This window comes from Alterotamlana spongicola (assembly GCF_035818475.1).
GTDB lineage: Bacteria > Bacteroidota > Bacteroidia > Flavobacteriales > Flavobacteriaceae > Cognatitamlana.
Genome location: NZ_JAYMGV010000002.1, coordinates 334,619 through 360,869 on the forward strand (window position 1 = coordinate 334,619; position 26,251 = coordinate 360,869).

Here is a 26,251-nt window from a genome sequence, read left to right on the forward strand (position 1 = left end):
CAATGCGTTTCAATTGAAGCCTCTAAATTGGATATTCTAGTAAGTCGTCAAAAACGCATACAATATTTTACGAATTCTATTAATAAATTTTAAAGGGAGAATGAGATATAATCACGTTAAAATAAAGCGATTAACTCAAATATATTAAAAAATACCTAAATAGGTTCACTACATACACATTACTTTATGGCCTAAATGATTGGATACACATTCCCAACCTCTGGTTCATTTTATTCCATAGGTTCCCTCTATTTTCTTCATAAGAGTGTTTTAAGCCCATTATGTTTTACGCTCCTTGGCGAGCTGTGCTTCAATCTGGGGGGCTATAATCGTTTTTATTTCTGTGGCTTTGGTCATGATATCATCTATTAATCCTAAAACCTTAGAATCCCCCTGAATTTTTGTCTTTTCAAATTCTGATTTAATACCTGCTAATTTTCTTTCCGAAGACTCAAGCCGATGCTTTAAATCCTGTAACCTGTTCACTCTTTTTGGACTAATGAAACCAAACGTATAGAGCAAATAGAAGAGTAAGAAGAGTGGAATGCATGATAAAACAATCAAAATGTTGAGAATGAAATAAATCCACGCATAGCCCCCTGGTTCAAACTTTTCGCCTGCATCATTATAATAAGCTTGCAAGCAGTGATTTTCTCCATCTAAGGGCCAAAACGTGGTATTAATAACTTTTTCCAACATTTTCCAGTACCAACGGTACTTTTTAACACCAAAATTGGCAAAATAACCCACTCTTGCAGATATGGTATTGTCTGGGTTGCCACCGGCGAGTACATTTCCTAATTGATCAATTGCAACAAATAATCTACCTAAAATACGCATTATCATTTGAATTAATTTTTAAAATTTAAAGACTATGGTCTAACTGTATAATACCCACCAACGACATGTTTAGGGAAAGTAAAGCGTAAGAAAATGGCTTTTCGAGGAATTTAAATATATGAAAATTAACAAGAAATAAGTTACGGATTTCCGTAACACATGACGTTTTGTAGTAAAATACTATTTACTCGTTCCTTTCCTATTTTGATAAAATAGGTATTCGTGTCCCCTAAAGAGAGTCCTTACATTATTTAACATATGGTAAAGTTTTAAAACAATTATATGCTTCTCTTTGTAAGAAACTATGAAACGGACAATTACTTTTATACTTTCTCTGAGCGTGTTTTGGCTATATGCACAAAGCACTACAATTTCATTAAATAAATACAATACCATTTATGAAGCGGGTAATTTAAGCAATGGCATGGGAGATCACCTTTTTGCAGGAAGAACAAATCAGAGTGCCGGAATGAACCTTAGACGAGCGTTGTTGCAGTTTGATTTAAGTACAATACCGGCCGGAGCAACCATTACAGGTGTGACACTAAACCTAGATTTGAACCAAACCATATCCGGAGCAATTGGTGTTAGTCTACATAAGCTTACTCAAGATTGGGGACAAGGAATATCAGACGCTGCTGGGCAAGAAGGAGCTGGTGCAACTTCTACAGTTAATGATGCCAGCTGGAATTGTAGTTTTCATGATGGCGCAAGTGGGTGTACAACAAGTTGGACTACTGCCGGAGGGGATTTTAATACCACAGCCAGTGCCACTACATCTGTGGATGGAAATGGAGCTTATACCTGGACCTCAGCTACCATGTTAACGGATGTTCAGGGGTGGTTTGCTAATTCAGCAACTAATTTTGGATGGATGCTTATAGGAGATGAAACTACCGATGGCACAGCAAAACGCTTTAGTGCAAATACCACTAATCCACCAACTTTAGAGCTTACCTATAACACATTAAGTAGTTCAGAAAGTGATTTTACTAAGGTTATTGTGACTCCTAACCCTACAACAGGTGATACAAATATTCAATTAGGAAGCCCTCATAATACTATTACAGTCACCATTACCAATAGTCTTGGACAAACGGTTTCAACGTTTACAGAACAAACAGAAACAAAGGCATTAACTATACCACTTACAGGACAGCCAACGGGACTTTATTTTGTTACGTTGATTTCTAGTAAAGGAGAAAAGGTAGTTGTAAAAATTATAAAAGCATAGAAAAGACAATTCATAAAAATATACAAAGTCTTATACCTCCCCCCAGCCGGTTCCTTTGTCATTAAATAGGTCAGGTAATGTATAATTGCTGTACCAGAAGTAATACGGTACAGTGTAATTTCTTGTTGTGTTAATTTATTTTCCTAAATGCATTGGGGCTTATCCCTTCCTTTTTTTTAAATAGTTTGCTAAAGGATTTTGGTTGCTCAAATCCTAAGTCATAAGCTATTTCATTTATGGTTAAAGAGGTACTTAAAAGCATTTTTTTAGCTTTATTAACAAGATAATAATCAATATGCTCTTTGGTATTCTTACCTGTTTCTTTTTTTAGTAAATCACTTAAGTAATTTGGTGATAAATTAACTTGTTGAGCGCAATATTTTACTGAAGGTAAGCCTAAAACTGCCGGCTTTTCTGAATCGAAATAGGCGGTTAATAATTTTTCTATTTGCGTAACTACACCCTTGTTCTGTTTAGTACGTGTGAGAAACTGACGCTTATAAAAGCGCTTGCAATAATTTAATAAAAGCTCCAGATTTGAAACTATTAGCTCCCGGGAATGCCCGTCAAGATTTTGGCTATACTCTTCAACGATATTGGAAATACAATCGTTTATCTTTTGCTGTTCGGATTCAGAAAGATGTAAGGCTTCATGAACTTCGTATGAGAAATAATGATACTGATGTATTTTATTACCTAAATCTGTTCCGAACAATAAGTCAGGATGAAAAATTAAACTCCACCCCGCTTCATCCTGAAAATCATTGAGTAAATGATCGGGATATAAGACTTGATTTGGCGAAGAAAAAAGTAATGTTCCGGCTTCAAAATCATAATAATGACGTCCGTAACGCATCTTACCTTTAGCTGATTTTAAAGAAATGATATAAAAATTAACATTGGCTCTTTCAAATACAGCATCTTCAGGAATATTCATTTCAGAAAACCTTAAAAACGTTATGGATGGGTGCTTAGGAGGTTCACAACCTAGCATGCTATGAACCTGGCTAATAGAATCTATTGTGAATATATTGCTCATAATACTATCCTATAATTTTTAAAAGTTCCTGATAATAAATAGCAGCGCGCTCTTTTGAAAAATAGTCAATGGTCAGACCGGAGGCCCCTATAAGAATAAGTGCAATGGCTATAGCCTGCCAGTGCCTGTGTTCTGTTATAAAAAATATAAGTATGGCCATAGCAAAACATATTGCTACTCCAATTTTAGTATAGGTATATAATGCCTGAAAATCTTCTACGCGTTGCTTTTCTGCCTGTACAAACTCCTGATTGTTTTCTATTGTAGTTTCTGACAGCACTTTTATTTTGTTAGAATTACTATAGGCCATATACGCGCCTGTAAAACCTAGTAACAGTCCTACAATTAATAGCGGAATGACCATGGCCTGGGTATTTGGTGTTTTTCCTAATCTCCAAAAAGCAAGGGCTATTAGAATGAATAAAGTACCAAAAACCCCAATGATAGTCGCTTCAAAAATTTCACCTTTATACCAGGTGGTTGTGTGTTCCAATACATTCATAGTATAAAATTACGATTTTATTTAACCCTAACTTGTGCACGTAGCAGGTTTCTTGCGCTTTCAGATTTGAATGGCGGAAAAAACTTTTCGGTAAATTTCCCCATCAATCCTTGTTTAAAAACTGTTTTGGGATTGGTAAATGCATAAAAACCAACTTTACCGCCTTTATAGCGCCCCATACCACTATACCCCACACCTCCAAAGCCCATATCTTTTGCATTGGCGTGCATGAACAGATCATTAATAGTCACACCGCCGCTTGATGTATGGTTAACCACCTTGTCTATGTGCTTTTGATTCTTACCAAATACATATAATGCCAATGGTTTCTCGTTAGCATTAATATGGGCAATAACCTCATCCAAATGTGTATAACTAAAAACCGTTAAAACAGGGCCGAATACCTCATACCTGGCAACCTTTAAATCTTTAGGTGGATTAATAACCAGTGTTAATGGGATTTTTCGAGTAGCTAAATCAGGAACTGCTTCGTTACCCGGATTGACTTCAATGACCTTACACCCAGCTTGTTTGGCTTCATCTATATAATGGACTATTCTATGGAATTCTTTGTTGTTAATAATAGACGTAAAATGCCGGTTCTCAATAATATTAGGATAAGTTTCTTCACTGGTTTTAACTATTATATCTACAAAACTATCCAGATCATTTTTAGGAACAAAGGCATAATCACCTGAAATGCATATCTGACCGGCATTAAGCTGACGCACCATTCCAATTCGTTTTGCAGCAAACTCCATATTGGCATCGTCCAAAACAACACAAGGTGATTTGCCTCCCAGTTCCAATATTGCAGGGGTTAAGTTTTTAGCATTGGCTTCAAGAATTTTTTTACCTGTTTCTGAGCCTCCGGTAAAAAAGAATTTATCCCAGGGTTTAGATGCAAAAGCCACAGAGACGTCTATCTCTCCTGTAATAACGGCTAGCTCTTCTTCTTTGAAATATTGAGCTACCAAACGTTGCATTAAATCTGCTGTTTTAGGCACCTGTTCTGAAATTTTAATAATGACAGTATTTCCTGCGCCTAAAGCTTCAATTGCAGGGTCTAAGGCCAGACTAACAGGAGCGTTAAAAGGCGACATGATACCCACTACTCCCAAAGGTTCATTTATCTGGTATGTACGTTGTCCCGTTAAGGCTAAAAGCCCCGAGGATCTTTTCTCAGGTGCCATCCATTTTTTCAGATTCCGCTTTACCTTCTTTATTAAATCCAAAGGGGAATATACATCTGCTGTAAATGCCCAATCCGCGCTGCGTGTACCAAAATCTTCCTGTATGGTTAAGGATAGCTCTTTAAAATGTGTACGTATCAGTTTGTCTAATCTGTTTAACCGGTCTATTCTGGTGGAATACGACGGACTGTTTGCTGGGGAATAATTTGATTTTTGTAAATCAAATATTCTGTTGAGTTCTGTAATTTGATGATCCATAGTCTGTCTTTTGAGTATTATTTAACTCGGTTCCATTTGGTAGTTTGCCCCAACATGGGTAATCCTAAATAGCCTCTTAAATGCAAGCGATCTTTTTTAATCCATACATAGCATTTGTACCACTTTCCGTTAGCGTTATTATACACGTGCCCATTCTCCCATTCTTCATCGTCATAGCTTAAACCGGTAATGTAAGTCATACCTATCAGGTCACGATTTTTAAGTTTAGCATCCGGGTTATTATTATCGGTTTTTGAAGTCCCGTCAGGGTTTGTAATATCCTTTCCCCAAAGGAGCTTAGCCTGATATTCGTCTCCAGACCTAAACACTTCCATCTTAGCGGATTGGTCATTCATTTCCCAAATCCCAATAATAGTATCTGCCTTATCCTGTGCCTGTACATTTGTAGTACTAACAAGCATAAAAAAGAATAGAGCTAAAGGGCTTAATTTTACATAAATAGATTTTGTCATGTTGATATGTTCTAAAATTCTATTGCAAAATTGAGCGTATATTAAGGCTTATAAGGGGTGCTGATTACGGATTATGGTATCCGTTTTACAGAAATAGCATACAATTCTCCTGCACCGGTTTTTGCAATTAACAACTTTTAAATAACCCTAAGTATGATTTGATATAAAAATCATCTACAGGAAATACCTATTTCATTTTTTTTCTATAAGCAGACGGTGTTGTCCCTTCAAACTTTTTAAACGCAGTGTTAAATGAAGATAAGCTGCTAAAACCCATATCAAAAGCTATGGATGAAATGGTGTATTTCTCATTTTCAGGATCTGAAAGTAAGGCTTTGGCATCCTGGATACGGTAATAATTGATATAGTCATTAAAATTTCTTTGGGCACACTGGTTAATAACCAAAGATATTTGCTGGGTGCTCTTCCCCAGCATTTTACTAAGTTTTGTCAATGACAGATCAGGTTCCAGATACAGTTTGTTGTCAACCATCAATTTTGAAAGGGCTTCAAATAGCTGATGGTCATTATTGGGTTTAAAGACATGACCGTCCATATCTGTGGCTTTAAGCTGAAAGGCTTTATAACTCAGATAATAGATCACCAGGGAATACATAATGGGCCCGATAACATAGGGAACAGCCTCATCCAGGATGTTTAAAACATAAGACCACCAAATAACAACAAAACCAATAAGTAAGGGTTTTAACCAGTTAAATACAGCTTTTTGGGATTTGGTCATCGGGGCTTTTTGGTGTTTCTTTTTGGCAAGCCTAAAAATCCTCCAAGCCATAGCAATATAAGTTGCAAAATGGAGGTATATAAAAATAAGTCCGCTTGAAAATATAATAATGACCCATTTGCTGTTGCTGTACCAGTCTTTTGTCACAAAAAGGCTGGCCATAAAAAAGAGGATAAAAGGTGCTAATTCTAACAGGTAGTACCTGGGAAGTTTAAAATCCGGGCGTGTCATGCTTAGCACATACCAGCGTAAAAGTGGCCCGATGATTAGGAGAAATGCCAGGCCAATAAATATAAAGACCGGCTCTAAACCGTCACCAAAATTGAGCATTACGGACTTACCAATCCTGAAGGCCATAAAAATTAAGATGAGTCCTAAGAGCAGGCTGGATAATCCTTTTTTCTTTTTAAAAACAATGAGATAAAGAGCAAACAGTACTCCGTGCAAAAGCCCGGCACTACTAATAATGATCAATACGATATCTAAAAATCTCAACAGTCTGTTTTTGTCAAAAATAACACTATTTACTACAGCAAAAAAGCACAGGCCTTTTATTGCCTATGCCTTTTAAAATGGTATCTATAGATATAAACCCTAATTAGTCATTAGCTATTTTTTTTGCATAGGAGGTTAAGCCCATCAGGCTAAAACATTGCCCCAACTCCCTTTTCATAACGGATACTATACTATGTGAGGCAAAGAGCATACGTGCAACGTCTTTGTGCTCTTTAGTGATCATTTGTTCTATACGTGCTTTTGCCTTATCTGAACCTTTGGTGTAGTAGACCTTAAGTACTTCTACGGCATTTTCTTCGGCAGTGATGGTTCTGGGTTTTGGGGTGTATCCCAATTGGGCCACCATAGTTTCTGCCAGTTTCCAGGTAGACCACGGATTTTGACCGGTCACCAAATTTTGGTCATGGCTGATTTGCTCCAAGTACATGGCGCCTTCATTAAAACGGGCACCCTGTGCCATAAGCTCATCCTGCAATAAAAAAGGAAATATAGTTTCGGCATCCGGAATAAGTAATAACTCTTCTTTATTGGTAAATCCACTCACCTGTTTGTTTTTTAACAGATGCTGGCCATTGTTTAAAGTAACATTAATTAAAGCTGCCGGGCCATGGCATACGGCTCCTACTACTTTATCAGATTCATACAAGGTTCTGACAATAGATTGGATGGCTGTATTCTCCGGAAAATCAAACATGGTCCCTTTACCCCCAACAAAGAATACCGCTTCGTAATCTGTAGCCTCTATTTGGTTTACCGGGATGGTGTGCTTCACTTTATATTGGGCTGTGCTATCATTTAAAAACGCATAGTCAAAAGCCCCCATGTCCTCATCATCAATAACAACCTGTGGTGCGCCTCCTAAGGGACTGGCAACATCTACTTCAAAGCCATTGGCCTGAAATACATAATAGGCACGTGATAGCTCAGTAAGCTCATAACCGGTACTTTTATCGGTGTCTCCCATGGTTGTGACACTGGTCACCACTGCTAAGATCTTTCCTCGTTTTGCCGAGATATTTTCAGTTAGATAAGGCAAATCTTGGACTTGTGTTTCGGCCATACCTTTATCTAAGGACGGTATCAAACTTATAAACCACCAGCCAAATGCAAACAGCAATATAAGCAAGGTGGTAAACGCAACTAGACTCCATTTAAGGATTGGATATTTTTTAAGCATAATGTTTTTGTTTGGAATTATGCTACTAAATAAAGCCATTGCAGTGATAAACCCTGTTGGAATGATAATTCCGTCAGAGTAAAAGATGATTTTGGGATGAGACCATATTATATTTTAATGAAATAACCTCAACCATTTTATCTACGATTGAAAAGCATTAATGTATATTTGAAGAAAAGAACTTAAGTGCTAATTCATTTAATTCAAATACTTGTTTTTTCATCTTTAATCATGCTGTCGTTTATTATGCTTTCTAATCCTTTGAAAGTAAATAAAAAAGCAAATTTATGGTTTGGTATTGCTTTGTTTTTATGGTCAACATTTTGGTTAGACGAAATTTTAATGCTTATAAAGGCCGAACCATTAAGTGAGCTAATAAGGCCAATTATTTCCTTTATACAATTTTTTACACCTATACTATTCTATTTAAGTATAGTGTTTTTCACTAATCCTAATCATAAATTTAAGGCTAAAGATACTACCCTTTTTGTTCTTCCCATTATTTACTTGGTACTGGTAATTTTAAATAAAACCGCTCATAATAATTTACAGACCTACATCATTATATTAGTACTTACCAATACAATTATATATATAATAAAGTCCTATTTAAAACTTCGTACACATCGGCGAAAAATAACATTATTTTCTTCTAATACTGATGATATTGATTTGAAATGGTTAGAAAATATCATACTTGTTATTGTCGTAATGGTTGTTGTTATTAGTGCCTTTAACCTTATTTATATAGGGCTCCCTCTAAATTTATACCTAAATATTATAATGCTGGGCACCAGTCTCTTTATAGCTTATAACGCATTAAAACAAAAAGAAATATTTCCAATAAATGAAAAACACCGGGAAGAAGTTATAGCTATTGAAAATGATGAAGTAACCAACAATACTATTAAACGTAAAATATTAAAAGATGAAGAACTTGTTGAGTTGAAATCTAAATTAAATCTACTTATGAAAGAAAAACATTTGTATTTAGATCAAGATATAAATTTAGCTTCTTTATCTGAAGACATGCAAATTACACCACATCAGCTTTCCTATATTATTAATAATGGGTTTAATCAGAATTTCTTTAAATTTATTAATAGCTATCGTATTGATAAAGCCAAAATATTATTATTAGATAAATCTTTAGATAAGTTAACAATTTTAGGAATTGCGTATGAATCTGGTTTCAGTTCTAAAACAGCTTTTAATACCACTTTCAAGAAACTTACAAATCAAACGCCTTCTGAATTTAAAAAGCAAAGTTCTAAGTTATAATTCAGAACATGTTTCAACTTTAACTATCTGGTAATCAAAACAATGAATTTGTGTTCGTATTTATAAACATGAGTATTTAAAAGAGGTGCTGTGTCTACTTTTGTTTCATAATTTTTAAACAAATAACAATGAAAGTATACTCAGAACATAAATATACTGTAGTTACCGGTGCCAGCCAGGGTTTAGGAAAAGCATTTGCACTTTCACTTGCCAAAAGACAACATAATCTCATTTTAATTAGTCTTCCAAATCAAAATTTAAAAGAACTGGCTCAACATATAACAACACAATATAATGTCAATGTGGCTTGTTTTGAAACAGATTTTTCTTCTGATGAAAATATTATTGCATTGACAACGCATTTAAATACAAATTATACTATTGATATTTTAATAAATAATGCAGGCACCGGTGGTACAAAAAAACTGGAAGATGCATCGCTTAATTACCTTAATACCATTATTCAGGTAAATGTTAAGGCTACAACAGTATTTACACACCAGTTGCTTCCTAATTTAAAACAGCAACCACGTTCATATATACTCAATGTATCAAGTATTGCTGCATTTTCTCCTGTAGGTTACAAAACGGTGTATCCTGCGTCAAAGGCGTTTGTACATTCATTTTCATTGGGACTTTCTGAAGAATTAAAACAAAGCAATGTTTCTGTGAGTGTTATAAATCCCGGTGCTATGAAAACCAACCCGGAAATTACTGCGCGCATTGAAAAACAAGGTTTTATAGGAAAATTAACTTTATTGGAACCTCAAAAAGTTGCTGAATATTCAATAAAAAAAATGTTTCGGGGCACAACTTTTATACTAATAAACCCTATGAGTTGGATGCTCTCTTCACTCCTGCCAAATTGGATAAAAGTTCCTATGATGACCAAAATTGTTAAAAGAGAAGCATCATGAAACGCATTTTTGTTACCGGAGTCAGTGGTTTACTGGGCACCAATTTATGTCATGATCTCTTAAATCAAGGCTATCTGGTTACCGGACTTGTTAGAAATAAGCACAGTTTTAAAGGGAAACAGCATGATAACCTAAAATTACTGGAAGGCAGTTTGTTTGATGATTTTTCATCGTTATTAAGACGTATCGATATTGTTATTCATGCCGCAGCTGCAACAGACCAAGGCTTAGTTGATTATTCGGCGTATTGGAAAATTAATTGTAATGCTACTATACAGTTATACAATACAGCTATAATGGCTAATGTAAAACGATTCATCTTTGTTAGTACAGCCAATACACTAGGCTTTGGTTCACTTAAAGCCCCTGGTTCTGAATATAAAAAAATGAACCCTTTATTTAAACAATCATACTATGCCAAAAGCAAGTTAGAAGCTGAAAACTACCTGTTAAAAAATAAGCACAATATAGAACCTATTATAGTGAACCCAACATTTATGTTGGGGGCGTATGACTCAAAGCCAAGTTCAGGAAAAATAGTATTGATGGGTTGGAAGAAACAAATTATATTTTACCCTCCCGGAGGCAAGAATTTTGTGCATGTAAAGGATGTTTCTTTAGGTATAATCAGTGCTATTAGCCAAGGCATTTCAGGAGAAAAATACCTGTTAGCTAATAAAAATTTAAGCTATAAAAAATTCTTTAAAACACTCAATACAATAACAGGTCAAAGCCCAATAATGATAAGGATTCCAAAATCACTTTTAATAGCTACAGGCTATTTTGGAAATATATTAAGAAGGCTTCATATAAAATCAAGCTTGAGTTTAACAAACATGAAAATTTTATGCATTGAAAACTACTTTTCTAATACTAAATCTATGACGCAATTAAACATTAGCTATCAGCCTGTTGAAAATGCTATAACTGATGCCATAGACTATTTTTCAAATACATAAAACAAATTATTATGACCAGAACAATAATTTTATTAGCAACGCTATGTACTCTATCACTTGAAGTACAAGCTCAAAATGAATCATTAAACGATATTAATACCCTTCAGGAATTTGTATCTATTGCAAGAAAGGGACAATGGAAAGAGGTAAAATACAAAAAAGGCGTCAGCCTTAATTATCGGAATTTAGTGGTTTCTGACACAATTGAAACTCGTGAATTATCAGCAAAATTTAAATTACAATTCAGTAATATTGATTCTATAGTATCTCATATAAAACAACCAAAACATGTAAGGCTTTGGAATGATGGTGTTAGAGACGTGAATCTTCTAAAAAATGGTGTTACTAATTGGATTTCGCATACAACCTATGATATACCATTTCCGTTTAAACAGCAAGACTTGGTTACACATTCTACTATAACTCAAAAGCACAATACAATTATACTCTCTTCTAAGTCTTTACCTGATTTTATAGAACCACAGAAAGGCGTTACCCGTGAAGGCTATAACTTATCCGAATGGCGCTTAACTACATCTGAGAATGGAACTATTGAAGTTGAGTTTTATGCAGTTTCACTAACAAAATCCAATATACCAAGGTTTGTAAGGGACCCTATTATACAACGGAAACTAATAAACTCATTCATTAATTTAAAAGAAAGGCTTTTGTAAAATGAAAAATCCAATTAATTTATTTAAGGGGCTTTTTAAGCTTGAAGATAGTCCGAAAGTAATAGCAAAAGGGTTTGCTTTAGGCTCATTTATAGGTATGATTCCTATTCCTGGCTTTCAAATTTTTGTTGCATTTGGTATATCTAAATTTTTAAAAGTAAATACCAAAGCTGCTTGTATAGCTGTGTTTAATACAAACCTTTTTACGGGGGCGTTTATATTTGCTTTTAACTACTGGTTAGGAAAAAAGGTGCTTGGGATTTCATCGTCTTTTGAAATGCCAAAAACAATTAATATGCAGTTTGCTAATACGATTTTAAAAGCAGGAACCGATGTATATATTTCTCTAGTTGTTGGTGGAGTCATCACAGGAATTCTTTTTGCATTTGCTTCTTATTATATTTTAAAGCAATTTATAGAAAATAGACAGCTAAAAACAAAGGAGGTGTGAGTAAATTTTATTCCATATATATCCTATATAATCTGAGAAATAACCTGTATTATTTAGACAGTCTTAAAATTCTAAAGGCACCTTGAATAACTAAAGCAAAGACTATTATACCAATTATTAAATCGGGCATATTACTATTTAACCATAAAACCAGAATACCGGCAATGATGACCCCAAGGTTTATAATAACATCATTAGATGTGAATATCATACTTGCCTGCATATGGGCTTCTTTACTTTTACTTCTTTGCAGTAAGAACAAACAAACACTGTTTGCAATTAATGCCAGGATAGAAACAATTATCATGGTCTTAAAATTTGGAACCTGTTCAATTCCGGTAAACCGCCTTACAACTTCTATCAGTCCAATTACAGCCAATAGAATTTGAAAATAACCTGCCAGTTTAGCAATCTTTTTCTTTTGCTTTGCGGCTTTGCCAACAACTAACAGACTTAAACCATACACAAAAGTATCTGCAAGCATATCAAGGCTGTCTGCAATAAGCCCCATGGATTTGGAGAGGAGTCCGGTAGTCATTTCAATTAGGAAGAAAGCCAAGTTTATACCTAAAACAATCCAAAGTAGTTTAGCTTGGGTTTTGCTTTCGTTGTCAAATTCCAAATTCAGATCAGCGTCTTCTGAATGTATTAATTTTTCACCTAAATCTAAAGTTCCTAGATCATATGTAATTTTGTCTAAACCGTTGTTATGATAGATTAGCAGCTCTCTGTTTTCAAGATCAAAACTCAAATGTTTGACATTGGTATTTTCCGTAAGCTTTAAACGAATGAGATTCTCCTCTGAAGGGCAATCCATTCTTGATATTTTAAACAAGGTTTTTTTCACTAAATAAATATAGGGTTTTAAAACTTATATGACACAGGTTGCTATCGGATCATCCAGAATCACCCGATATCAAAACTGCATAATAAGCTTTTTGTACTATACTAAACTCATTACCTTATTTTACAACAATTTTCTTTGTAGATATCCCCTTATTGGTTTCTACTTCAAAAAAGTAAATGCCATTTTTTAAACTAGTTGTATCAATTTTTAATGCTTTAGTGGAAAATAGATATTGGCTTAACATATTATAAACTGTGATTTTTTTAAGTTCTAAACCTTTTGCCATACTAAGAGTTAGCTCATCTTTTACCGGATTAGGATAAAATGAAACAGAATGTTGATAAAAACTTGTGGCTGACAGTACAGCAGATAAGTCATAAATTTTGACATGCCCAGAATCTACACCATTATCATCGCTATCACCCGATACGGCTAATATCATACCGTTTGATGACAGGCTTGTACTAAACCCCGAAAAATTATCGGCAGCTTCCCCGTCAATGTCAACTCCTATCTGTACCCAGCTCCCACTTTGATTTTGATACACCCGTACATGGCCTGAGTCTGCTCCGTTCACACCATCGTTAAAATAGGCCCCAACGGCTAAAATACTTCCGTCGTCAGATAAGTTTACACTAACTCCCGACCCGTCGCCTGCAGCCTCTCCGTCAATATCAGCACCTACCTGAACCCAGCTCCCACTTTGGTTTTGATACACCCGTGCATGACCAGATCCGTTTCCATTAACACCATCGTTATCAATGGCCCCAATAGCTACTATGCTACCATCTGCAGACAGGCTAATGCTTTCTCCTGAAAAATCCTCAGTAGCTTCTCCATCAATATCTGAGCCTATCTGTACCCAGTTGCCACTTTGGTTTTCAAAAATCCGTACATGGCCTGAATCTGTTCCGTTACCATCATTTCCTAAAGCTCCAACAGCTAGTATGTTTCCATTATTTGATAGCTTTACACTAGTTCCAAAATAATCATCGGCAGCTTCCCCATCAATATCTACACCTACCTGTACCCAGCTGCCACTTTGGTTTTCATAAACCCGTACGTGCCCTGAATCTGTTCCATTGGCGCCATCATTACTTTCTGCACCAACAGCCACAATAGTACCATCACCGGACAAACTCACACTTAGGCCTGAAAAATCTTCGGCAGCTTCTCCGTCTATGTCTGCCCCTATCTGTACCCAGCTGCCACTTTGGTTTTCATAAACCCGTACATGGCCCGAGTCTGTTCCATTAGCACCGTCATTTTCTGTAGCTCCTATAGCCAGAATAGTTCCGTTTGAAGACAAGCAAACACTCTCTCCGGAAAAGTCATTGGCAGCTTCTCCGTCTATATCTGCACCTATCTGTACCCAACTGCCACCCTGGTTTTCATAAACTCGTACGTGGCCAGAGTCGGCTCCATTTATACCATCGTTATCAATAGCTCCAATGGCTACAATGTTTCCGTTAGAAGATAAACAAATGCTTTCTCCGGAAAAGTCTCCGGCAGCTTCCCCGTTAATATTAGCACCTATTTGTACTTGAGAAAAAGAAGCTAAAGGAATCAATAAGAAAAAAAGTAATTTTGATTTCATGATTATTTATGGTTTTAAGAATGTCTTTATGGTTTTATGCCCGGTAACTATACTTTCCAGTAATAAGAAATAAGTGCCGGAGGACAAGTGTTCTATATTCAATTGTTTTGAATGGCTTTTAGGGTAAATAATACGGCCAAATATGTCAAGTAGGCTTGTAGTAATTTTTTCGTTTGAAGGATAATCTATAATAATACGATTGGATGCCGGATTGGGGTATGCAGCTACGATTTGGTCTAATGAATGATTGGTATCACTTAAAGTAATGCCACAGTTTAAGCTACTTAAGTCCGGGATAATCATAGTGTTAACAAAATGATTTGAATCATAAGTGAATTCTATTGAACAACTGTTTGTTAGATCAAGTTTACTGATATAGCCATTAGAATTTCGTTCAATGCTATGATGGCTTAAGGTCAGGTTGGAATTGCTGTCAATGATATAAAACTGTGTACTGTTTGATTCGGAGGAAAGTGCATCTGCCATGAGCAGAAATTGATTTATAGGCTGCTTATAACCTTTATTGAATCGGTCTACAGCCAGTTCCAGGGATAATTTGGAATGGCTAAAATATATGTTAGCCAAGGAGGCAAAAAACTCAATGGGATGGACTTGAAAAAAATCATGACCTCCAGCATCTAAAACCTTGGTTCTAAGATATTCATTATAATTAGTGCCGGAAGCACTTAGCATAGCTTCTTTCCAGTCCTGAAGCCTTGTATTAAACCTGAGATAATCAAAGTCTATGGTGTGGCAAATCTCATGGCTTAATGCTATAGAAAACTGATCAGAAATAAAAGATTCAAAATCGCTGGGGAATCCATTATCTGTCCATGTACCAATAGGGTTACCAAATGAATTGATAAAGCTGACACTTTGGGTGGTTATCAAATTTTGAAAATCATCAGTATAAAACGCTCTAAACATGACTACTCCCAGATCTGTAATTGTATCCGGAATACTTTCCAGTAGGTTACTTACAATATCTAATTGTAAATTGCTCAAACTATAATTATCAATGATAAGCACATGATGGTCGTTCCAAATTTTCAGGTATTTGAAAGCGTTTGGATTTGATAAATCTAAAGCTGTAATAAACTGATTTTCTTTTTCCGGGTAATACCTCAGATAATCTCTTAGGTATATATGAACCTGTTCCCTTAAGGAACCCAAATACTTAAACTGTATATCATCTATGGTTTGATTGAGTTTAAAAAAACTGGGGAATTCAACACAAAGATCAGTCAGGAAATCATAATACGCGTCAACTATCTGATTTCTGTTTGCATAGTAATATTGAAGGTTTTGAATAGTCTCTGTAACCTGTAATACATCATTTAAAAAGCTATTGGCATTAGCTTCCTGTAAATTAAGTTTTACCGAATCAACAAATAATTGAAACTCTCCAAGAAATGTTATACAGTCATTAAAGGTTACTCCACACTCCACCTGTGTTAAACCAGGTTGATCTCCACTATATTCCGGAAAATTAGTATTGTCATTAATATCTATTCTGGTACCATGGTTTTCATTAGGGGTGCAATCTTCAATATCGCAGGTAGTTTCTATATCATCTAATTTATAATAGGCTAATAAATGGAGCTCTAATCCGGAAAGCCCGGTATTCATGGTACTCTGTATATCAGATTGTGTTCTGGCAGTATTCCAAATCCTTACGTCATCTATAAAACCATTAAAAAAGAAATTTGTTGTTGAAAAAATGGATCGCCCTATCCATAACTCATCAGTGTTTTCAGGCCCCAGCATAGTACTTAAGGGTATTTCATCTTTAAGGATGCCATCAATATAAAGTTTTAAATTATTGCTTGCTCCTACTACAGCAACATGCTGCCAAATCCCTGTTTGCAGGTTAGAATTTGCTCCTCTTCCATTCCAGCCACACTCCCCACCGGATACATAAGCTAAATTTCCATCTTTTATAAATAGTCCATAGTTTCCGCATTGGCCATTATTTCCTTTAATTAAAATGGTTTTCTCTCCACTAATGGCATTAGGTTTGATCCAGGCTTCTAAGGTAAAATTGCCTGTTAATGATAGAGATGGATCATGCGCAATGGCTATATAATCTGTAGTTCCATTTAAACGTATAGAAGTTTGTGCTAATATGTTCTGTAATGAAAATACAGTTAAAAATAAAACCAGATACTTAATAGTATGTTGCATGATTAGAGGATTATTTTTTTAATCCATAAATCAAAGTAGGCTATTTCACAGGGTTTGAGATATTTGTTTTTTAGAACAAAGCATCGTAATTATGGGCAAGCATTTCCTGTACATTCTACATTGTTATTCGCTTTTGTTGATTTAAGCACAAAATCTATTTCGTTAAACCCTGTAACAGATGACGACCTTTGATATGACTTTGTGAAATTTGCAATTTGGGATGTACTGGCCTTATCTCTTTTGTCATATTCGGTTTTGTGTATTACAACATTGATAGACATATTATAAGTTTCTGTACTTTCATATTCTGAAGTATAAAAACCAATAGACATACCATCTAAATTAGAGGCTTTAAAAGAATAGGTTGTTTCTGCATTCAAATCTCCTGTCTGAAAGAATGATCCGTTAGATTGCAGATCAAAAGGGTTGTATAACTGATTTATTTGTTCTCCATATCCATCTAAAGCAAGTGTCCAGGCAAATTCATCTATATCTCCTACTAAAATCACAGCTATATCATAATCAACTGCATATATATAATCATCTTTGGAACACCCTGATATAAAGCTACATGACAAGAAAATTAAACCGACACATATAAGAGCTTTCATTGTAATTGAATTTAAAGGATTAATAGCATCATTGTAAATTTCTGCAATTTATTGGTACAAAAAAATACCCTCTAGAGGGTATTTTTAGGTTAAAGACTCTATATAAATCTAAATCAATCCTTCTCTTATAAAATGTGCCGTAGCTTGAGAAAATGTTTTAAAGCCGGTCTTTTTTAAGATGTTTTTTCTGTGTGTGGCAACAGTGTCTACTGCTATGTTTAAATATTCTGCTATTTCCTGTGACACAAAACCTTCGGCAATCAGGCTTAAAACTTCAAGCTCTCTACCCGATACAACTTTTTTATTCAGGTTAACATTATGTAAGTCTTCTATTTTCCTGATGCCGTAATAGGATTGGCCTCCTGCAATATTTATAAACGACATCTTTTTATTGTTGATAGTGGTTATATGACTTATATCCGAATGATTAGCAAGTGATGAAGACATTTTATAATCATCTTCCCAGGATGAAGCTATGGCCTGATGTAAAAATAACTTATAATGCCCTGAGGCGTTTTTTAACCTGAATTGATAGGATACTTTATAATGAGGGAGCTCTTCTTTAGCTATAAAGGAAAATAAAAAATACTTGGCAATTTCCTCACAATGCAAAAAATACTTTATATCATCCGGATGCATATGCTCCATAAAATCATTTGCAGTAAAGCGGTGACTAACTTTGCCTAAAACATCTTTAACACCGGAACTTATATGTATAAATTCTCTTATGGAATAATCAAAGATATATTGAAAAGATGGCCCGGGAGAATACAGGTTAGATAGTAACTGATTGACTATACCGGTATCTATTTTCCCTCCAAGTGTTGATAAATGGTTAGAGGCTTCATCAAACAACTTAAAAATTTCCCTTGTTTTTTTTGACATACTTTTCCCTTTATAGTGATTTTAAAATTCCATGCATTGAATTTCTATAAAGAAACACAAGGAAAGCTTGATTTATGTATTATGTTTAATTTCAAAGTGATAGCGTTTCATTTATAAATATATTAATAATACCTTAATCTTAATCCATTTCATACAAATAATGTTTTTCTTTTCTCTATTTTCATGGATTTAGTGCCCTGAAATCAAAGCAGAAAGATGTAAATGGATATCCTCTCATTAGTATTCCTAATCCAATCACTGTAAATATTTTTTAAAGAATGCGCCGGTTTTTTTAACAGCCATTCCTACTTCCTGTTCCTGATCATAAAAAGAAAATTGATGCATGGGAGAAGGCAAATCAATGTCTCCCCATACCAGTTCTTTATGTCTTGAAGGCACCGATTCAAAATATTTCTTTGTGTAATCTGGCAATACACAGCCATTAGAATGTACCATAAGCAATGGCTTATTTAATTTTGAAGCTGATGGGAAAGGGTCTAAAGTCAGCCAATCTTCCCAGGTTGCAACGGCAAATTGATCTGCATTCCATTGTGGAATAGCGCCACGTTCCGGATTCAAATAATAATCAAACTCACCAAACATTGCAGCCGTGTTATCAGTAGTAGAAATGGCTTTGATATAGGTAAACTCACCGGTTTCAGCATAGGTCTTTTTAACAGTTTGTGCCGCTTTAATACGTCTTAAGTTTACAATCTATTAAATTAGATAGATTAATCAGAAAGAACAAAAGAGAGAAATAAGGTTATGTTATACAGTGAAGCTCAGACTTCGACAACATTGATAACCCTCTCTCTTTTCCTACTAAGATTTCGTTCAGTTCTGTGAGCCTCTAAGAGCTCGATTTCAAGTTGTTGAAACCTCATTGGGCTTCACTTCAAACGGAATGGATATATCTATTTTTAAAAAAGGGAACTCCGTTAATATACCTTCTAGATGCCTAGATTGGGTTATAAATTCTTTTGAAAACATTAAATAATAACCTTCCTAGTCCGGAAGGATATCCCAGGATAAAATTTGAAAAGGCGTATTAAAGAATACGGTTGCGCCTTCCGGAAAAGTGGGCTGGTGGCCTGTTATGGCTTTACCAGAGTCTTCCACTTTTATTGCAATAGCATAGAACTCGTGCTTAAACGGTGGCATTTTAGAGACCACAGTTGGCATATTTTCTTCAAAACGCCTGATATCAAAAAAAGGCTGTTTAGACCCCGGAATACCTATGGTACGACAATACTCTGCTATGGTCTTAAAATGTTTCACTTATTAAATCTACATTTTCTTTTTGATTTAATGTATAGTGAATGCCATAATTTCCACATCTTAATATATAATACCTATTCCCACCACATATTTACTGTGCCTTCCAGATCATTGATGTTAATAATCTTACCTATTTTTGGTGTTATAATAGGTATGTTTAATTCATTGGCCTTATTGAACACTCGCTTTACCGGGTCGTTCCAGTCATGCATGGCCAGTTTAAATGCGCCCCAGTGTATGGGCATAATGACTTTAGCTTTTACATCAATTCCCGCCTGTACGGTTTCTTCCGGCATCATATGTATTAATGGCCATAGCTTGTTATATTGTCCGCATTCCATCATAGCAAAATCAAATGGCCCGTACGTATTACCAATAGTTTTAAAGTGGGTATTGTAACCACTATCTCCACTAAAGAAAATGCTATTTTGGTTTGACTTTATAACCCAGGAACACCAAAGTGTACCGGCTCTATTATTGAGTTTTCTTCCTGAAAAGTGTTGTGCCGGAGTACAGGCTAATTTCAAGCCTTTAAAATTAGTTTCCTGCCACCAGTCAAGTTCTGTGATTTTGTTTTTACTTATTCCCCAGGCTTCTAAATGCACACCAACTCCAAGTGGAACAAGATAATGTCCTACTTTATGCTTTAACCGCTGTATGGATTTATGATCCAAATGATCATAATGATCATGAGAGATTAAAACAAGGTCTATATGTGGTAGCTGTTCTATTTCAATAGGCAAAGCTGTGTTAAAACGCTTTTGGCCATTGCTGGGAATAGGAGAAGGCATATCAGTAAGCATAGGGTCTATAAGTACATTCTTCCCATCTATTTGTAACAGAAAGGCCGAGTGTCCAAACCAAATCAGCTGTGTATCTGTTTTGTTTTGAGCTATTTCGGTGGAATCAGCTTTTATTATAGGTAATGCTTTTTCCGGCTTAACCTTGGGGTAGTTTTTAAAAAGCATCTTTTTAAGTATTTCAAAGGCCTTTCCAAATGATATGTCGTCATCAACACCATTTATATTAATAAACTTTCCATCTGTATAATTTGGTGATTTGGAAGCGTATTCATTTTGCAATGTTTTAGTGACATCGCCACCAAAGGCCGGGTTAAGCCTGACATATATAAAGTAACCTGTAATTAAAATTGTGATTATAGTCAATACTGTTAAGATCATACGTTTTAAAATTTTATATAATAATTTCATTGTAGGGTAATTATAACTGGGACATATGGTTGATATCCTTATTTTCAAGATACGTTATGTCTGAAATTTTAAACAGGGAATTAATCATAGCCAATCCAATTTTTGTTGTGGTTGTTACAGTATTGGAGCGTTTAAATAAGGGAAACAAAGGCCTGATCAAGGTATAAACCGCATTATACCAAGCTGTACCGGATTTTATGCCACGTTCCGGAATGATAAACCCTGGCCTGAAGGCATAAGCTGTTTTAAAGCCTTTGTTTAATACATAGTTTTCGGTTTTTCCTTTTACTCTGGCCCACATGGTTGTGCCCTGCTCACTACTGTCTGTTCCTGCTCCGGACACATAATTAAAGGTCATATGAGGGTTTAATCCGTATAATATATCTGCAAAAACCCTGGTGATTTCAAAAGTGATGTCCGTATACTTTTTTTCATTTAACCCTAAAGCAGAAACTCCCATACAATAAAAACAGGCATCATAACCTGTAAGCTGTTCTTTAATGGCCTCCAGATTTGAAAAATCACTTAGTAAAACTTCTTTTAATTTAGGGTGCTGTAGTTCTATGGACCTTCTGTTAATGACCAGAACCTCTTGAATACCGTTATGATCCAGACATTCCAGCATAACCCCCTAGCCTACCATTCCGGTAGCTCCCGTTATAATTATTTTTTTCATTTGATATGGTTTTATCTAATTCTGACTTCTGTATTTTGCCGGACTCATTCCGGTTTTGCTCTTAAAAAGTTTACTGAAGTGTTGCGGATATTCAAATCCGAGGTTATAGGCAATTTCACTAATTGAATCTGTAGTCCCCAACAGCTTATTTTTAGCCCTGTTAATGACAAAAGCACTGATATGGTCCTTTGCTGATTTTCCTGTCTCTTTCTTTAATAGGTCACTTAAATAATTAGGCGACATATTTAGGGCTTCTCCACAATATTTCACAGACGGCAAACCCATTTCTAGAGGCTTTTCAGAGTTGAAATAATTTTTTAAAAAAGACTCAAATTCCGTAACATGATCCTGGTTTAAATTGGTGCGTATGTAGAATTGCCTGTCATAATAGCGTGTGCAATAGTTTAACAGCAATTCAATGTTTGAAATGATAAGCTTTTGACTGTGCTTGTCTATATTTTGATTGTACTCGCGCTCAATTTTTAAAGCTAGATCTAAGATAATATCTTGTTCTTCTTGTGATAAATGAAGGGCTTCATGTACTTCATAATCAAAAAACGAGTAGCTTCCAATGCTTTTCCCAAGTTCTGATTTTCTGATTAAATCCGGATGAAAAAACAGCATCCAACCCTCTGAGTCATCATCTATTTTTTCATTTTCACCGTAGATCACCTGATTAGGTTTTGTAAATACCATGGTGCCTTCTGAATAGTCATAGGAATTACGTCCATACATAAACGAGCCTGAAATACCGTCCTTTAAAGAAATCATGTATAGATCTGACATAAATCTAACCCCTTCAAACCCTAACTGTTTTGGTAAATCTTTTAGATAAATTAAGGACACCAAGGGGTGTTTTGGCGCAGATTGCCCTAATAAATCATGTATTTGCGTAATGCTTTTTATTTCAAAAATATCCCCCATATTACCTTTAAATTAAACCGATATGCTTATTATGTCTATGAAAATACAATTAATTTCTATGACCTGTTGGGCATTGTATTATTTCATTTGACTCTTTAAAACTCTATCAAATAACCGACCACCTAAATAGATACGCATCCAAACCATAGGCTTTGCCCATTTACCCGCTCTATATCTTGTCTTTGGTTTTTTAGCATATATAGCTTTTACAACTTTATTAGTAATTACTGAAGCCGGAGATGAATTCTTAGGGTTAGAATAAAAGGCTTCTGTAGTATGAGCAATAGTATTGGCGGCTGCTTCATAGGGACCTCCTTTTGAACGCTCGAGCATAGGGCCATTCATGACATCTCCAAACTCTGTTCTTATAGCTCCCGGTTCAATAACTACTACGTCAATATTAAACGGTTTTAATTCTAAGCGTAAACAATCGCTCCAGCCTTCCAGAGCATGTTTTGTAGCATGATACCAGGACCCCAAAATAGTATACATTTTGCCTCCCATAGATGAGTTATTTATTATGGTTCCCTGTTTTTGTTTTCGCATATAAGGCAAAACAGCTTTGGTTATGGTAGCTAAGCCAAAGAGGTTAACATCAAACTGGCGTTTGGCATCTTCTATAGAAACATCTTCAACAGATCCGTAAACCGCATATCCTGCATTATTAAAGAGCACATCTATTTGGCCTTGCTCCTTAATAATTCTAGTGACCGCTTCTTTAACCTGGTCAGTATTGGTAATATCCAGCTTAATGGCATGGCCGCCTGCCTCTTCAAGGTCCTTCATGTGATTAAGGCGTCTGGCCACTCCATATACAATATGCCCTTCTTCAACTAATCGTAATGCGGCATCTTTTCCCATTCCGGATGACGCTCCGGTAATTATGATTACTTTTTTCACAATGCTATTTTTTAAATTAAATGACACTGCAAAATTATTGCGGATAACAGATTAAAAATTATACATTTTACTGAATGATGTATATATTCTACTTATTTAAATAAGTTTCAGAATATTCAGAGCTTTGCGTTTAAAAAGCTCTGGAGGCCTTGACAGTTAACTTTTAAGGCTCTATAATTACTGTACGTGGTTTGTCTGTAATTATTTTTAGGTGCTAGAAAACAACGCGTATTGCAAACATCTTTAAAAGCATTTTCAAAGACACCTGCAATCGCCATCTTTTTAACTTGATATGGTTTTATGTTTTTGAGAATATCAGGATAAGAAATATAAAGAGCAGCAATACTCAGCTTTACTATTGTACCTGTCTATAATCTTTATGTAGCCTAATATCTTTGGTTGCAACATATAGATTATCCTTTTTTTCAAGTCTAAGTAATCCACTAACAGCTTTAGCACGACATGCCAGAGTTAGTGACGGTAATAATGGATCATCGTTAAAAAAGAATGAATTGATCTTATATTCCGGCTTACCGGGTTCTTTAACCACACGGTGAATCTGCTTTAACTCTTTGCGAGTAAATTTACCGGGGATATAGGTATATAAGGTATAATGACCGTCTGAATCTGTTTTAACCCACCCTCTGTTATGAACATAACGCTTACGGTGTTCATCACGTCTCATATCATAATCTCCATTTTCATCCGGCTGATACACATAAAGTATAACATCTTTTGCAGGCGTTTTTCCATCGCTTTGATAGATAGTTCCGGAAATCTTAATCTTATTGAGTTTTGAATTAAAACCCGGAATGGTATCTACATTATTTAACTGTTTCTCGGTATAATCATAAAGGGCATTCCTTTTTTTATAATCAGAAGGAAAAACTTCAGCTTCTTGTGCATTTGTTATATGCACTGAGCCAATAAAACTAATTAAACAGAAGATAGAAATAAACGTTTTCATGGGGCTTGGGTTTTTAATTAACTCAAAATTAAGTAACAAGCCTTTTCCTTTACTAAAAAATCGTTTGAATTATAAAATTTAACGATGAATAGATGAAAAACATACTATTCCCGATGAGTTTTAATTGTATACACTAGAGTTAAAAGTTTCTTTTAAAAGGCACCCTAAATCTCTATTCCTTCTTTTCTATAGCCTTAGCAGTTCCTGAATAGCGTATTTGTGATCTTGCATTTCCTGCCAAAGAAATGTTGGATTTTAAATTTGTAAATAATCTGATATTAACATTGAAATTTTCGGAAAAGCTCCTCGCCTGAAATGAAATATCATAGCTCTTATCCTTGTTTTGGACTACCTTATAGTTTTGTAGCTCACCTTTAAATTGTATGGCACTATCCTCTCCGCCATAGGTACCACCACCCATTCTACGTTCTCCATAATAAGGTAAATAGGACGTAATACTGTCGCCTTTAATAGTTAAGTAATTATTATTTCCAATTAAGTTTATAGCATTAGGGTTATTTCCTGGTTGCAGAAGTACGGACACTCTCTGCATTGCTACTGTGGCCATAGGGTATGCCCACTCTGAATCAATGGTGAAGTTTTTGCTCTTAATAAGGGCATCTAGTTTATCAATTTCTGCTTGAGTGGCTATGGACTTAGAAGAATTACAAGAAAAAAAAGTTATTGTAATAATAGCGATGAAAAAAAATAATGTTCTCATTTTACACAAATTAATAATTATACTATAAAAATACGAAGCAACAGGGTATATTAGATACCTTGCAAATAAAATTTAAGACATTTTTATGAATTAGTCGAGGATCTGATGAATACTTTCAATCCAATTATCAATCGTGGTTTTGCCGGTATGAAGGGCTATACTACCATTACCATACGGTTGATATATATCTGGATTAGTTATGGAGAAGAATCCAACTGTAGGCGTTAATGTAGCACTAGCCAAATGCATAACACCATTATCTGCTGCAATAAATACACTTGTATTTTTTATAATTCCCCCCATTTCCCTGATATCCTTACTATAAAAATTAGGGGCCTTAAAATTGATCTTTGAAATATTCTCAATTGGCAACATTTCAATTATATTATATTCGGGAAATTCTTTTAATAACCTGGAATAAAAGGTATTCCACCATGTCTCTGAATAACATTTGTTTCCAGTAGCATTAGTATAAATGCAAATGGTTGGTTTTGAATTATTATTTAAATCGTCAAGTATAGCTTTCCCTTTTAAAATTTCTGTAGTATTCAGCTTTATATTTAAAACAGGAATCCCATCTGATTCAACAGTAGTTGTTCCTAAACGTTTTAAATAATGCCTTAAAACATAAACAGGGAATTTAGAAATATGCTTATAATCTTCATACCGTTGGAAACCTGCTTCATCTTCATTTCCAAACACCTTAAACTTTGCTTTAGAAATTTGAGTTAACAGCTTACCAGAAGACGAATTCCTATCGCCATTAATAACTAAATCATAAGTCTTTCTCTTAATAGAAACCCATGTTTTCACATATTGAAATATATTACTCCATGGCTTTTTAGGAAGCTTGATAATATCAGTAACTTCTTTGTAATTTTCAAATACAGGATGTGCTACCCCCCCTTTTACAAACAAATCTATTTCACAATTGGGAAAAGTATTTATAACTTCCTGAACCAAAGGCGTTAGTAATAACTGATTTCCAAGCCTATGGTTTGGTCTGATTATTAACACTTTTTTAATGTCCTCAGGGTTGAGGCTTCCATATTCAGGTTCTGTATAAGAATCACCAATACTTTTGGTAATACGATGCATCACCTTTCTTCTAATATGATTGATACGTAATTTGAAAGACATTAACAGATATTATCTAAATAAATGAAGGCAAAACTACAAATAATAAACACATCA

Annotated in this window: 27 protein-coding genes; 6 read left to right on the plus strand and 21 right to left on the minus strand. The window is 35.0% G+C overall.

Annotation, left to right across the window (positions count from 1 at the left end):
* Positions 1–279 precede the first annotated feature (279 nt).
* Positions 280–846, minus strand: a complete 567-nt coding sequence (locus VOI54_RS13860) for a hypothetical protein (protein ID WP_326283441.1) — start codon at positions 844–846, stop codon at positions 280–282.
* 298 nt (positions 847–1,144) lie between these two features.
* On the opposite strand from VOI54_RS13860, the gene VOI54_RS13865 reads away from it, so the two are divergent.
* Entirely contained in the window at positions 1,145–2,074 is a 930-nt protein-coding gene (locus VOI54_RS13865; RefSeq protein WP_326283443.1) for a DNRLRE domain-containing protein, read from the plus strand.
* Positions 2,075–2,204: 130 nt separating this feature from the next.
* Here VOI54_RS13865 and VOI54_RS13870 read toward each other — a convergent pair whose 3' ends face one another.
* The 6 genes from VOI54_RS13870 to VOI54_RS13895 all read right to left on the minus strand — a co-directional run bounded on the left by VOI54_RS13870 (position 2,205) and on the right by VOI54_RS13895 (position 7,974).
* Entirely contained in the window at positions 2,205–3,113 is a 909-nt protein-coding gene (locus tag VOI54_RS13870; protein WP_326283445.1) for a helix-turn-helix domain-containing protein, read from the minus strand.
* A gap of 4 nt (positions 3,114–3,117) precedes the next feature.
* Complete coding sequence (locus VOI54_RS13875) at positions 3,118–3,615, minus strand: hypothetical protein (RefSeq protein ID WP_326283446.1); 498 nt, start codon at positions 3,613–3,615, stop codon at positions 3,118–3,120.
* 17 nt (positions 3,616–3,632) lie between these two features.
* Positions 3,633–5,066, minus strand: coding sequence for an aldehyde dehydrogenase family protein (locus VOI54_RS13880; RefSeq protein WP_326283447.1), 1,434 nt, complete (start codon positions 5,064–5,066; stop codon positions 3,633–3,635).
* A 17-nt stretch (positions 5,067–5,083) separates the two neighbouring features.
* Positions 5,084–5,539, minus strand: a complete 456-nt coding sequence (locus tag VOI54_RS13885) for a DUF2147 domain-containing protein (protein WP_326283449.1) — start codon at positions 5,537–5,539, stop codon at positions 5,084–5,086.
* Between the two features lie 187 nt (positions 5,540–5,726).
* Positions 5,727–6,776: a helix-turn-helix domain-containing protein gene (locus tag VOI54_RS13890; RefSeq protein ID WP_326283451.1), complete on the minus strand. Its 1,050-nt coding sequence runs from the start codon at positions 6,774–6,776 to the stop codon at positions 5,727–5,729.
* A gap of 103 nt (positions 6,777–6,879) precedes the next feature.
* Positions 6,880–7,974: a type 1 glutamine amidotransferase domain-containing protein gene (locus VOI54_RS13895; RefSeq protein ID WP_326283452.1), complete on the minus strand. Its 1,095-nt coding sequence runs from the start codon at positions 7,972–7,974 to the stop codon at positions 6,880–6,882.
* Between the two features lie 231 nt (positions 7,975–8,205).
* Between VOI54_RS13895 and VOI54_RS13900 the strand changes: the two genes are divergently transcribed.
* From VOI54_RS13900 to VOI54_RS13920, 5 genes are all read left to right on the plus strand, one after another.
* The gene (locus VOI54_RS13900; RefSeq protein ID WP_326283454.1) at positions 8,206–9,255 is read left to right on the plus strand and encodes a helix-turn-helix domain-containing protein; all 1,050 of its coding nucleotides are present in this window, start codon (positions 8,206–8,208) and stop codon (positions 9,253–9,255) included.
* 128 nt (positions 9,256–9,383) lie between these two features.
* Entirely contained in the window at positions 9,384–10,172 is a 789-nt protein-coding gene (locus VOI54_RS13905) for an SDR family NAD(P)-dependent oxidoreductase (protein WP_326283455.1), read from the plus strand.
* The gene (locus VOI54_RS13910; protein ID WP_326283456.1) at positions 10,169–11,131 is read left to right on the plus strand and encodes an NAD-dependent epimerase/dehydratase family protein; all 963 of its coding nucleotides are present in this window, start codon (positions 10,169–10,171) and stop codon (positions 11,129–11,131) included. Before VOI54_RS13905 ends, VOI54_RS13910 begins: the two co-directional genes overlap by 4 nt.
* An 11-nt stretch (positions 11,132–11,142) precedes the next feature.
* Positions 11,143–11,805: an SRPBCC family protein gene (locus VOI54_RS13915; RefSeq protein ID WP_326283458.1), complete on the plus strand. Its 663-nt coding sequence runs from the start codon at positions 11,143–11,145 to the stop codon at positions 11,803–11,805.
* A gap of 1 nt (position 11,806) precedes the next feature.
* Positions 11,807–12,256: a DUF2062 domain-containing protein gene (locus VOI54_RS13920; protein ID WP_326283459.1), complete on the plus strand. Its 450-nt coding sequence runs from the start codon at positions 11,807–11,809 to the stop codon at positions 12,254–12,256.
* Between the two features lie 49 nt (positions 12,257–12,305).
* Here VOI54_RS13920 and VOI54_RS13925 read toward each other — a convergent pair whose 3' ends face one another.
* The 14 genes from VOI54_RS13925 to VOI54_RS13990 form a co-directional block, all read right to left on the minus strand.
* Positions 12,306–13,103, minus strand: a complete 798-nt coding sequence (locus tag VOI54_RS13925) for a cation efflux transmembrane domain-containing protein (RefSeq protein WP_326283460.1) — start codon at positions 13,101–13,103, stop codon at positions 12,306–12,308.
* Between the two features lie 115 nt (positions 13,104–13,218).
* Positions 13,219–14,700, minus strand: a complete 1,482-nt coding sequence (locus VOI54_RS13930) for a T9SS type A sorting domain-containing protein (protein ID WP_326283461.1) — start codon at positions 14,698–14,700, stop codon at positions 13,219–13,221.
* A 6-nt stretch (positions 14,701–14,706) separates the two neighbouring features.
* Entirely contained in the window at positions 14,707–16,884 is a 2,178-nt protein-coding gene (locus tag VOI54_RS13935; protein WP_326283462.1) for a LamG-like jellyroll fold domain-containing protein, read from the minus strand.
* 89 nt (positions 16,885–16,973) lie between these two features.
* Entirely contained in the window at positions 16,974–17,495 is a 522-nt protein-coding gene (locus VOI54_RS13940; protein WP_326283463.1) for a hypothetical protein, read from the minus strand.
* 108 nt (positions 17,496–17,603) lie between these two features.
* Positions 17,604–18,380, minus strand: coding sequence for a response regulator transcription factor (locus VOI54_RS13945; protein ID WP_326283464.1), 777 nt, complete (start codon positions 18,378–18,380; stop codon positions 17,604–17,606).
* A 255-nt stretch (positions 18,381–18,635) separates the two neighbouring features.
* Complete coding sequence (locus VOI54_RS13950) at positions 18,636–18,983, minus strand: alpha/beta hydrolase family protein (protein WP_326283465.1); 348 nt, start codon at positions 18,981–18,983, stop codon at positions 18,636–18,638.
* Positions 18,984–19,385: 402 nt separating this feature from the next.
* On the minus strand, positions 19,386–19,658 hold the full coding sequence (locus tag VOI54_RS13955) for a hypothetical protein (protein WP_326283466.1): 273 nt from the start codon (positions 19,656–19,658) through the stop codon (positions 19,386–19,388).
* Positions 19,659–19,732: 74 nt separating this feature from the next.
* Positions 19,733–20,839, minus strand: a complete 1,107-nt coding sequence (locus tag VOI54_RS13960; RefSeq protein ID WP_326283468.1) for an MBL fold metallo-hydrolase — start codon at positions 20,837–20,839, stop codon at positions 19,733–19,735.
* 40 nt (positions 20,840–20,879) lie between these two features.
* Complete coding sequence (locus tag VOI54_RS13965; protein WP_326283469.1) at positions 20,880–21,494, minus strand: Rossmann-fold NAD(P)-binding domain-containing protein; 615 nt, start codon at positions 21,492–21,494, stop codon at positions 20,880–20,882.
* 66 nt (positions 21,495–21,560) lie between these two features.
* Positions 21,561–22,469 carry a helix-turn-helix domain-containing protein gene (locus VOI54_RS13970; RefSeq protein ID WP_326283470.1) on the minus strand — a complete coding sequence of 303 codons (909 nt, stop codon included), beginning with the start codon at positions 22,467–22,469 and terminating at the stop codon, positions 21,561–21,563.
* A 78-nt stretch (positions 22,470–22,547) separates the two neighbouring features.
* Complete coding sequence (locus VOI54_RS13975) at positions 22,548–23,369, minus strand: oxidoreductase (RefSeq protein ID WP_326283471.1); 822 nt, start codon at positions 23,367–23,369, stop codon at positions 22,548–22,550.
* A 355-nt stretch (positions 23,370–23,724) separates the two neighbouring features.
* A complete protein-coding gene (locus tag VOI54_RS13980) occupies positions 23,725–24,336 on the minus strand; it encodes a hypothetical protein (RefSeq protein WP_326283472.1) in 612 nt (203 codons plus the stop codon).
* A 172-nt stretch (positions 24,337–24,508) separates the two neighbouring features.
* Positions 24,509–25,057: a DUF4251 domain-containing protein gene (locus VOI54_RS13985; RefSeq protein ID WP_326283473.1), complete on the minus strand. Its 549-nt coding sequence runs from the start codon at positions 25,055–25,057 to the stop codon at positions 24,509–24,511.
* Between the two features lie 90 nt (positions 25,058–25,147).
* Positions 25,148–26,197 carry a glycosyltransferase family 9 protein gene (locus VOI54_RS13990; RefSeq protein WP_326283474.1) on the minus strand — a complete coding sequence of 350 codons (1,050 nt, stop codon included), beginning with the start codon at positions 26,195–26,197 and terminating at the stop codon, positions 25,148–25,150.
* Positions 26,198–26,251 lie beyond the last annotated feature (54 nt).

Excerpts from the sequence above, each read along its gene's own strand:
- VOI54_RS13860 (WP_326283441.1), bottom strand. The coding sequence starts at position 846 with ATGATAATGCGTATTTTAGGTAGATTATTTGTTGCAATTGATCAATTA.
- VOI54_RS13865 (WP_326283443.1), top strand. The coding sequence starts at position 1,145 with ATGAAACGGACAATTACTTTTATACTTTCTCTGAGCGTGTTTTGGCTA.
- VOI54_RS13870 (WP_326283445.1), bottom strand. The coding sequence starts at position 3,113 with ATGAGCAATATATTCACAATAGATTCTATTAGCCAGGTTCATAGCATG.
- VOI54_RS13875 (WP_326283446.1), bottom strand. The coding sequence starts at position 3,615 with ATGAATGTATTGGAACACACAACCACCTGGTATAAAGGTGAAATTTTT.
- VOI54_RS13880 (WP_326283447.1), bottom strand. The coding sequence starts at position 5,066 with ATGGATCATCAAATTACAGAACTCAACAGAATATTTGATTTACAAAAA.
- VOI54_RS13885 (WP_326283449.1), bottom strand. The coding sequence starts at position 5,539 with ATGACAAAATCTATTTATGTAAAATTAAGCCCTTTAGCTCTATTCTTT.
- VOI54_RS13895 (WP_326283452.1), bottom strand. The coding sequence starts at position 7,974 with ATGCTTAAAAAATATCCAATCCTTAAATGGAGTCTAGTTGCGTTTACC.
- VOI54_RS13900 (WP_326283454.1), top strand. The coding sequence starts at position 8,206 with ATGCTGTCGTTTATTATGCTTTCTAATCCTTTGAAAGTAAATAAAAAA.
- VOI54_RS13905 (WP_326283455.1), top strand. The coding sequence starts at position 9,384 with ATGAAAGTATACTCAGAACATAAATATACTGTAGTTACCGGTGCCAGC.
- VOI54_RS13910 (WP_326283456.1), top strand. The coding sequence starts at position 10,169 with ATGAAACGCATTTTTGTTACCGGAGTCAGTGGTTTACTGGGCACCAAT.
- VOI54_RS13915 (WP_326283458.1), top strand. The coding sequence starts at position 11,143 with ATGACCAGAACAATAATTTTATTAGCAACGCTATGTACTCTATCACTT.
- VOI54_RS13920 (WP_326283459.1), top strand. The coding sequence starts at position 11,807 with ATGAAAAATCCAATTAATTTATTTAAGGGGCTTTTTAAGCTTGAAGAT.
- VOI54_RS13930 (WP_326283461.1), bottom strand. The coding sequence starts at position 14,700 with ATGAAATCAAAATTACTTTTTTTCTTATTGATTCCTTTAGCTTCTTTT.
- VOI54_RS13935 (WP_326283462.1), bottom strand. The coding sequence starts at position 16,884 with ATGCAACATACTATTAAGTATCTGGTTTTATTTTTAACTGTATTTTCA.
- VOI54_RS13940 (WP_326283463.1), bottom strand. The coding sequence starts at position 17,495 with ATGAAAGCTCTTATATGTGTCGGTTTAATTTTCTTGTCATGTAGCTTT.
- VOI54_RS13945 (WP_326283464.1), bottom strand. The coding sequence starts at position 18,380 with ATGTCAAAAAAAACAAGGGAAATTTTTAAGTTGTTTGATGAAGCCTCT.
- VOI54_RS13950 (WP_326283465.1), bottom strand. The coding sequence starts at position 18,983 with ATGTTTGGTGAGTTTGATTATTATTTGAATCCGGAACGTGGCGCTATT.
- VOI54_RS13960 (WP_326283468.1), bottom strand. The coding sequence starts at position 20,839 with ATGATCTTAACAGTATTGACTATAATCACAATTTTAATTACAGGTTAC.
- VOI54_RS13965 (WP_326283469.1), bottom strand. The coding sequence starts at position 21,494 with ATGCTGGAATGTCTGGATCATAACGGTATTCAAGAGGTTCTGGTCATT.
- VOI54_RS13970 (WP_326283470.1), bottom strand. The coding sequence starts at position 22,469 with ATGGGGGATATTTTTGAAATAAAAAGCATTACGCAAATACATGATTTA.
- VOI54_RS13980 (WP_326283472.1), bottom strand. The coding sequence starts at position 24,336 with ATGAAAACGTTTATTTCTATCTTCTGTTTAATTAGTTTTATTGGCTCA.
- VOI54_RS13985 (WP_326283473.1), bottom strand. The coding sequence starts at position 25,057 with ATGAGAACATTATTTTTTTTCATCGCTATTATTACAATAACTTTTTTT.
- VOI54_RS13990 (WP_326283474.1), bottom strand. The coding sequence starts at position 26,197 with ATGTCTTTCAAATTACGTATCAATCATATTAGAAGAAAGGTGATGCAT.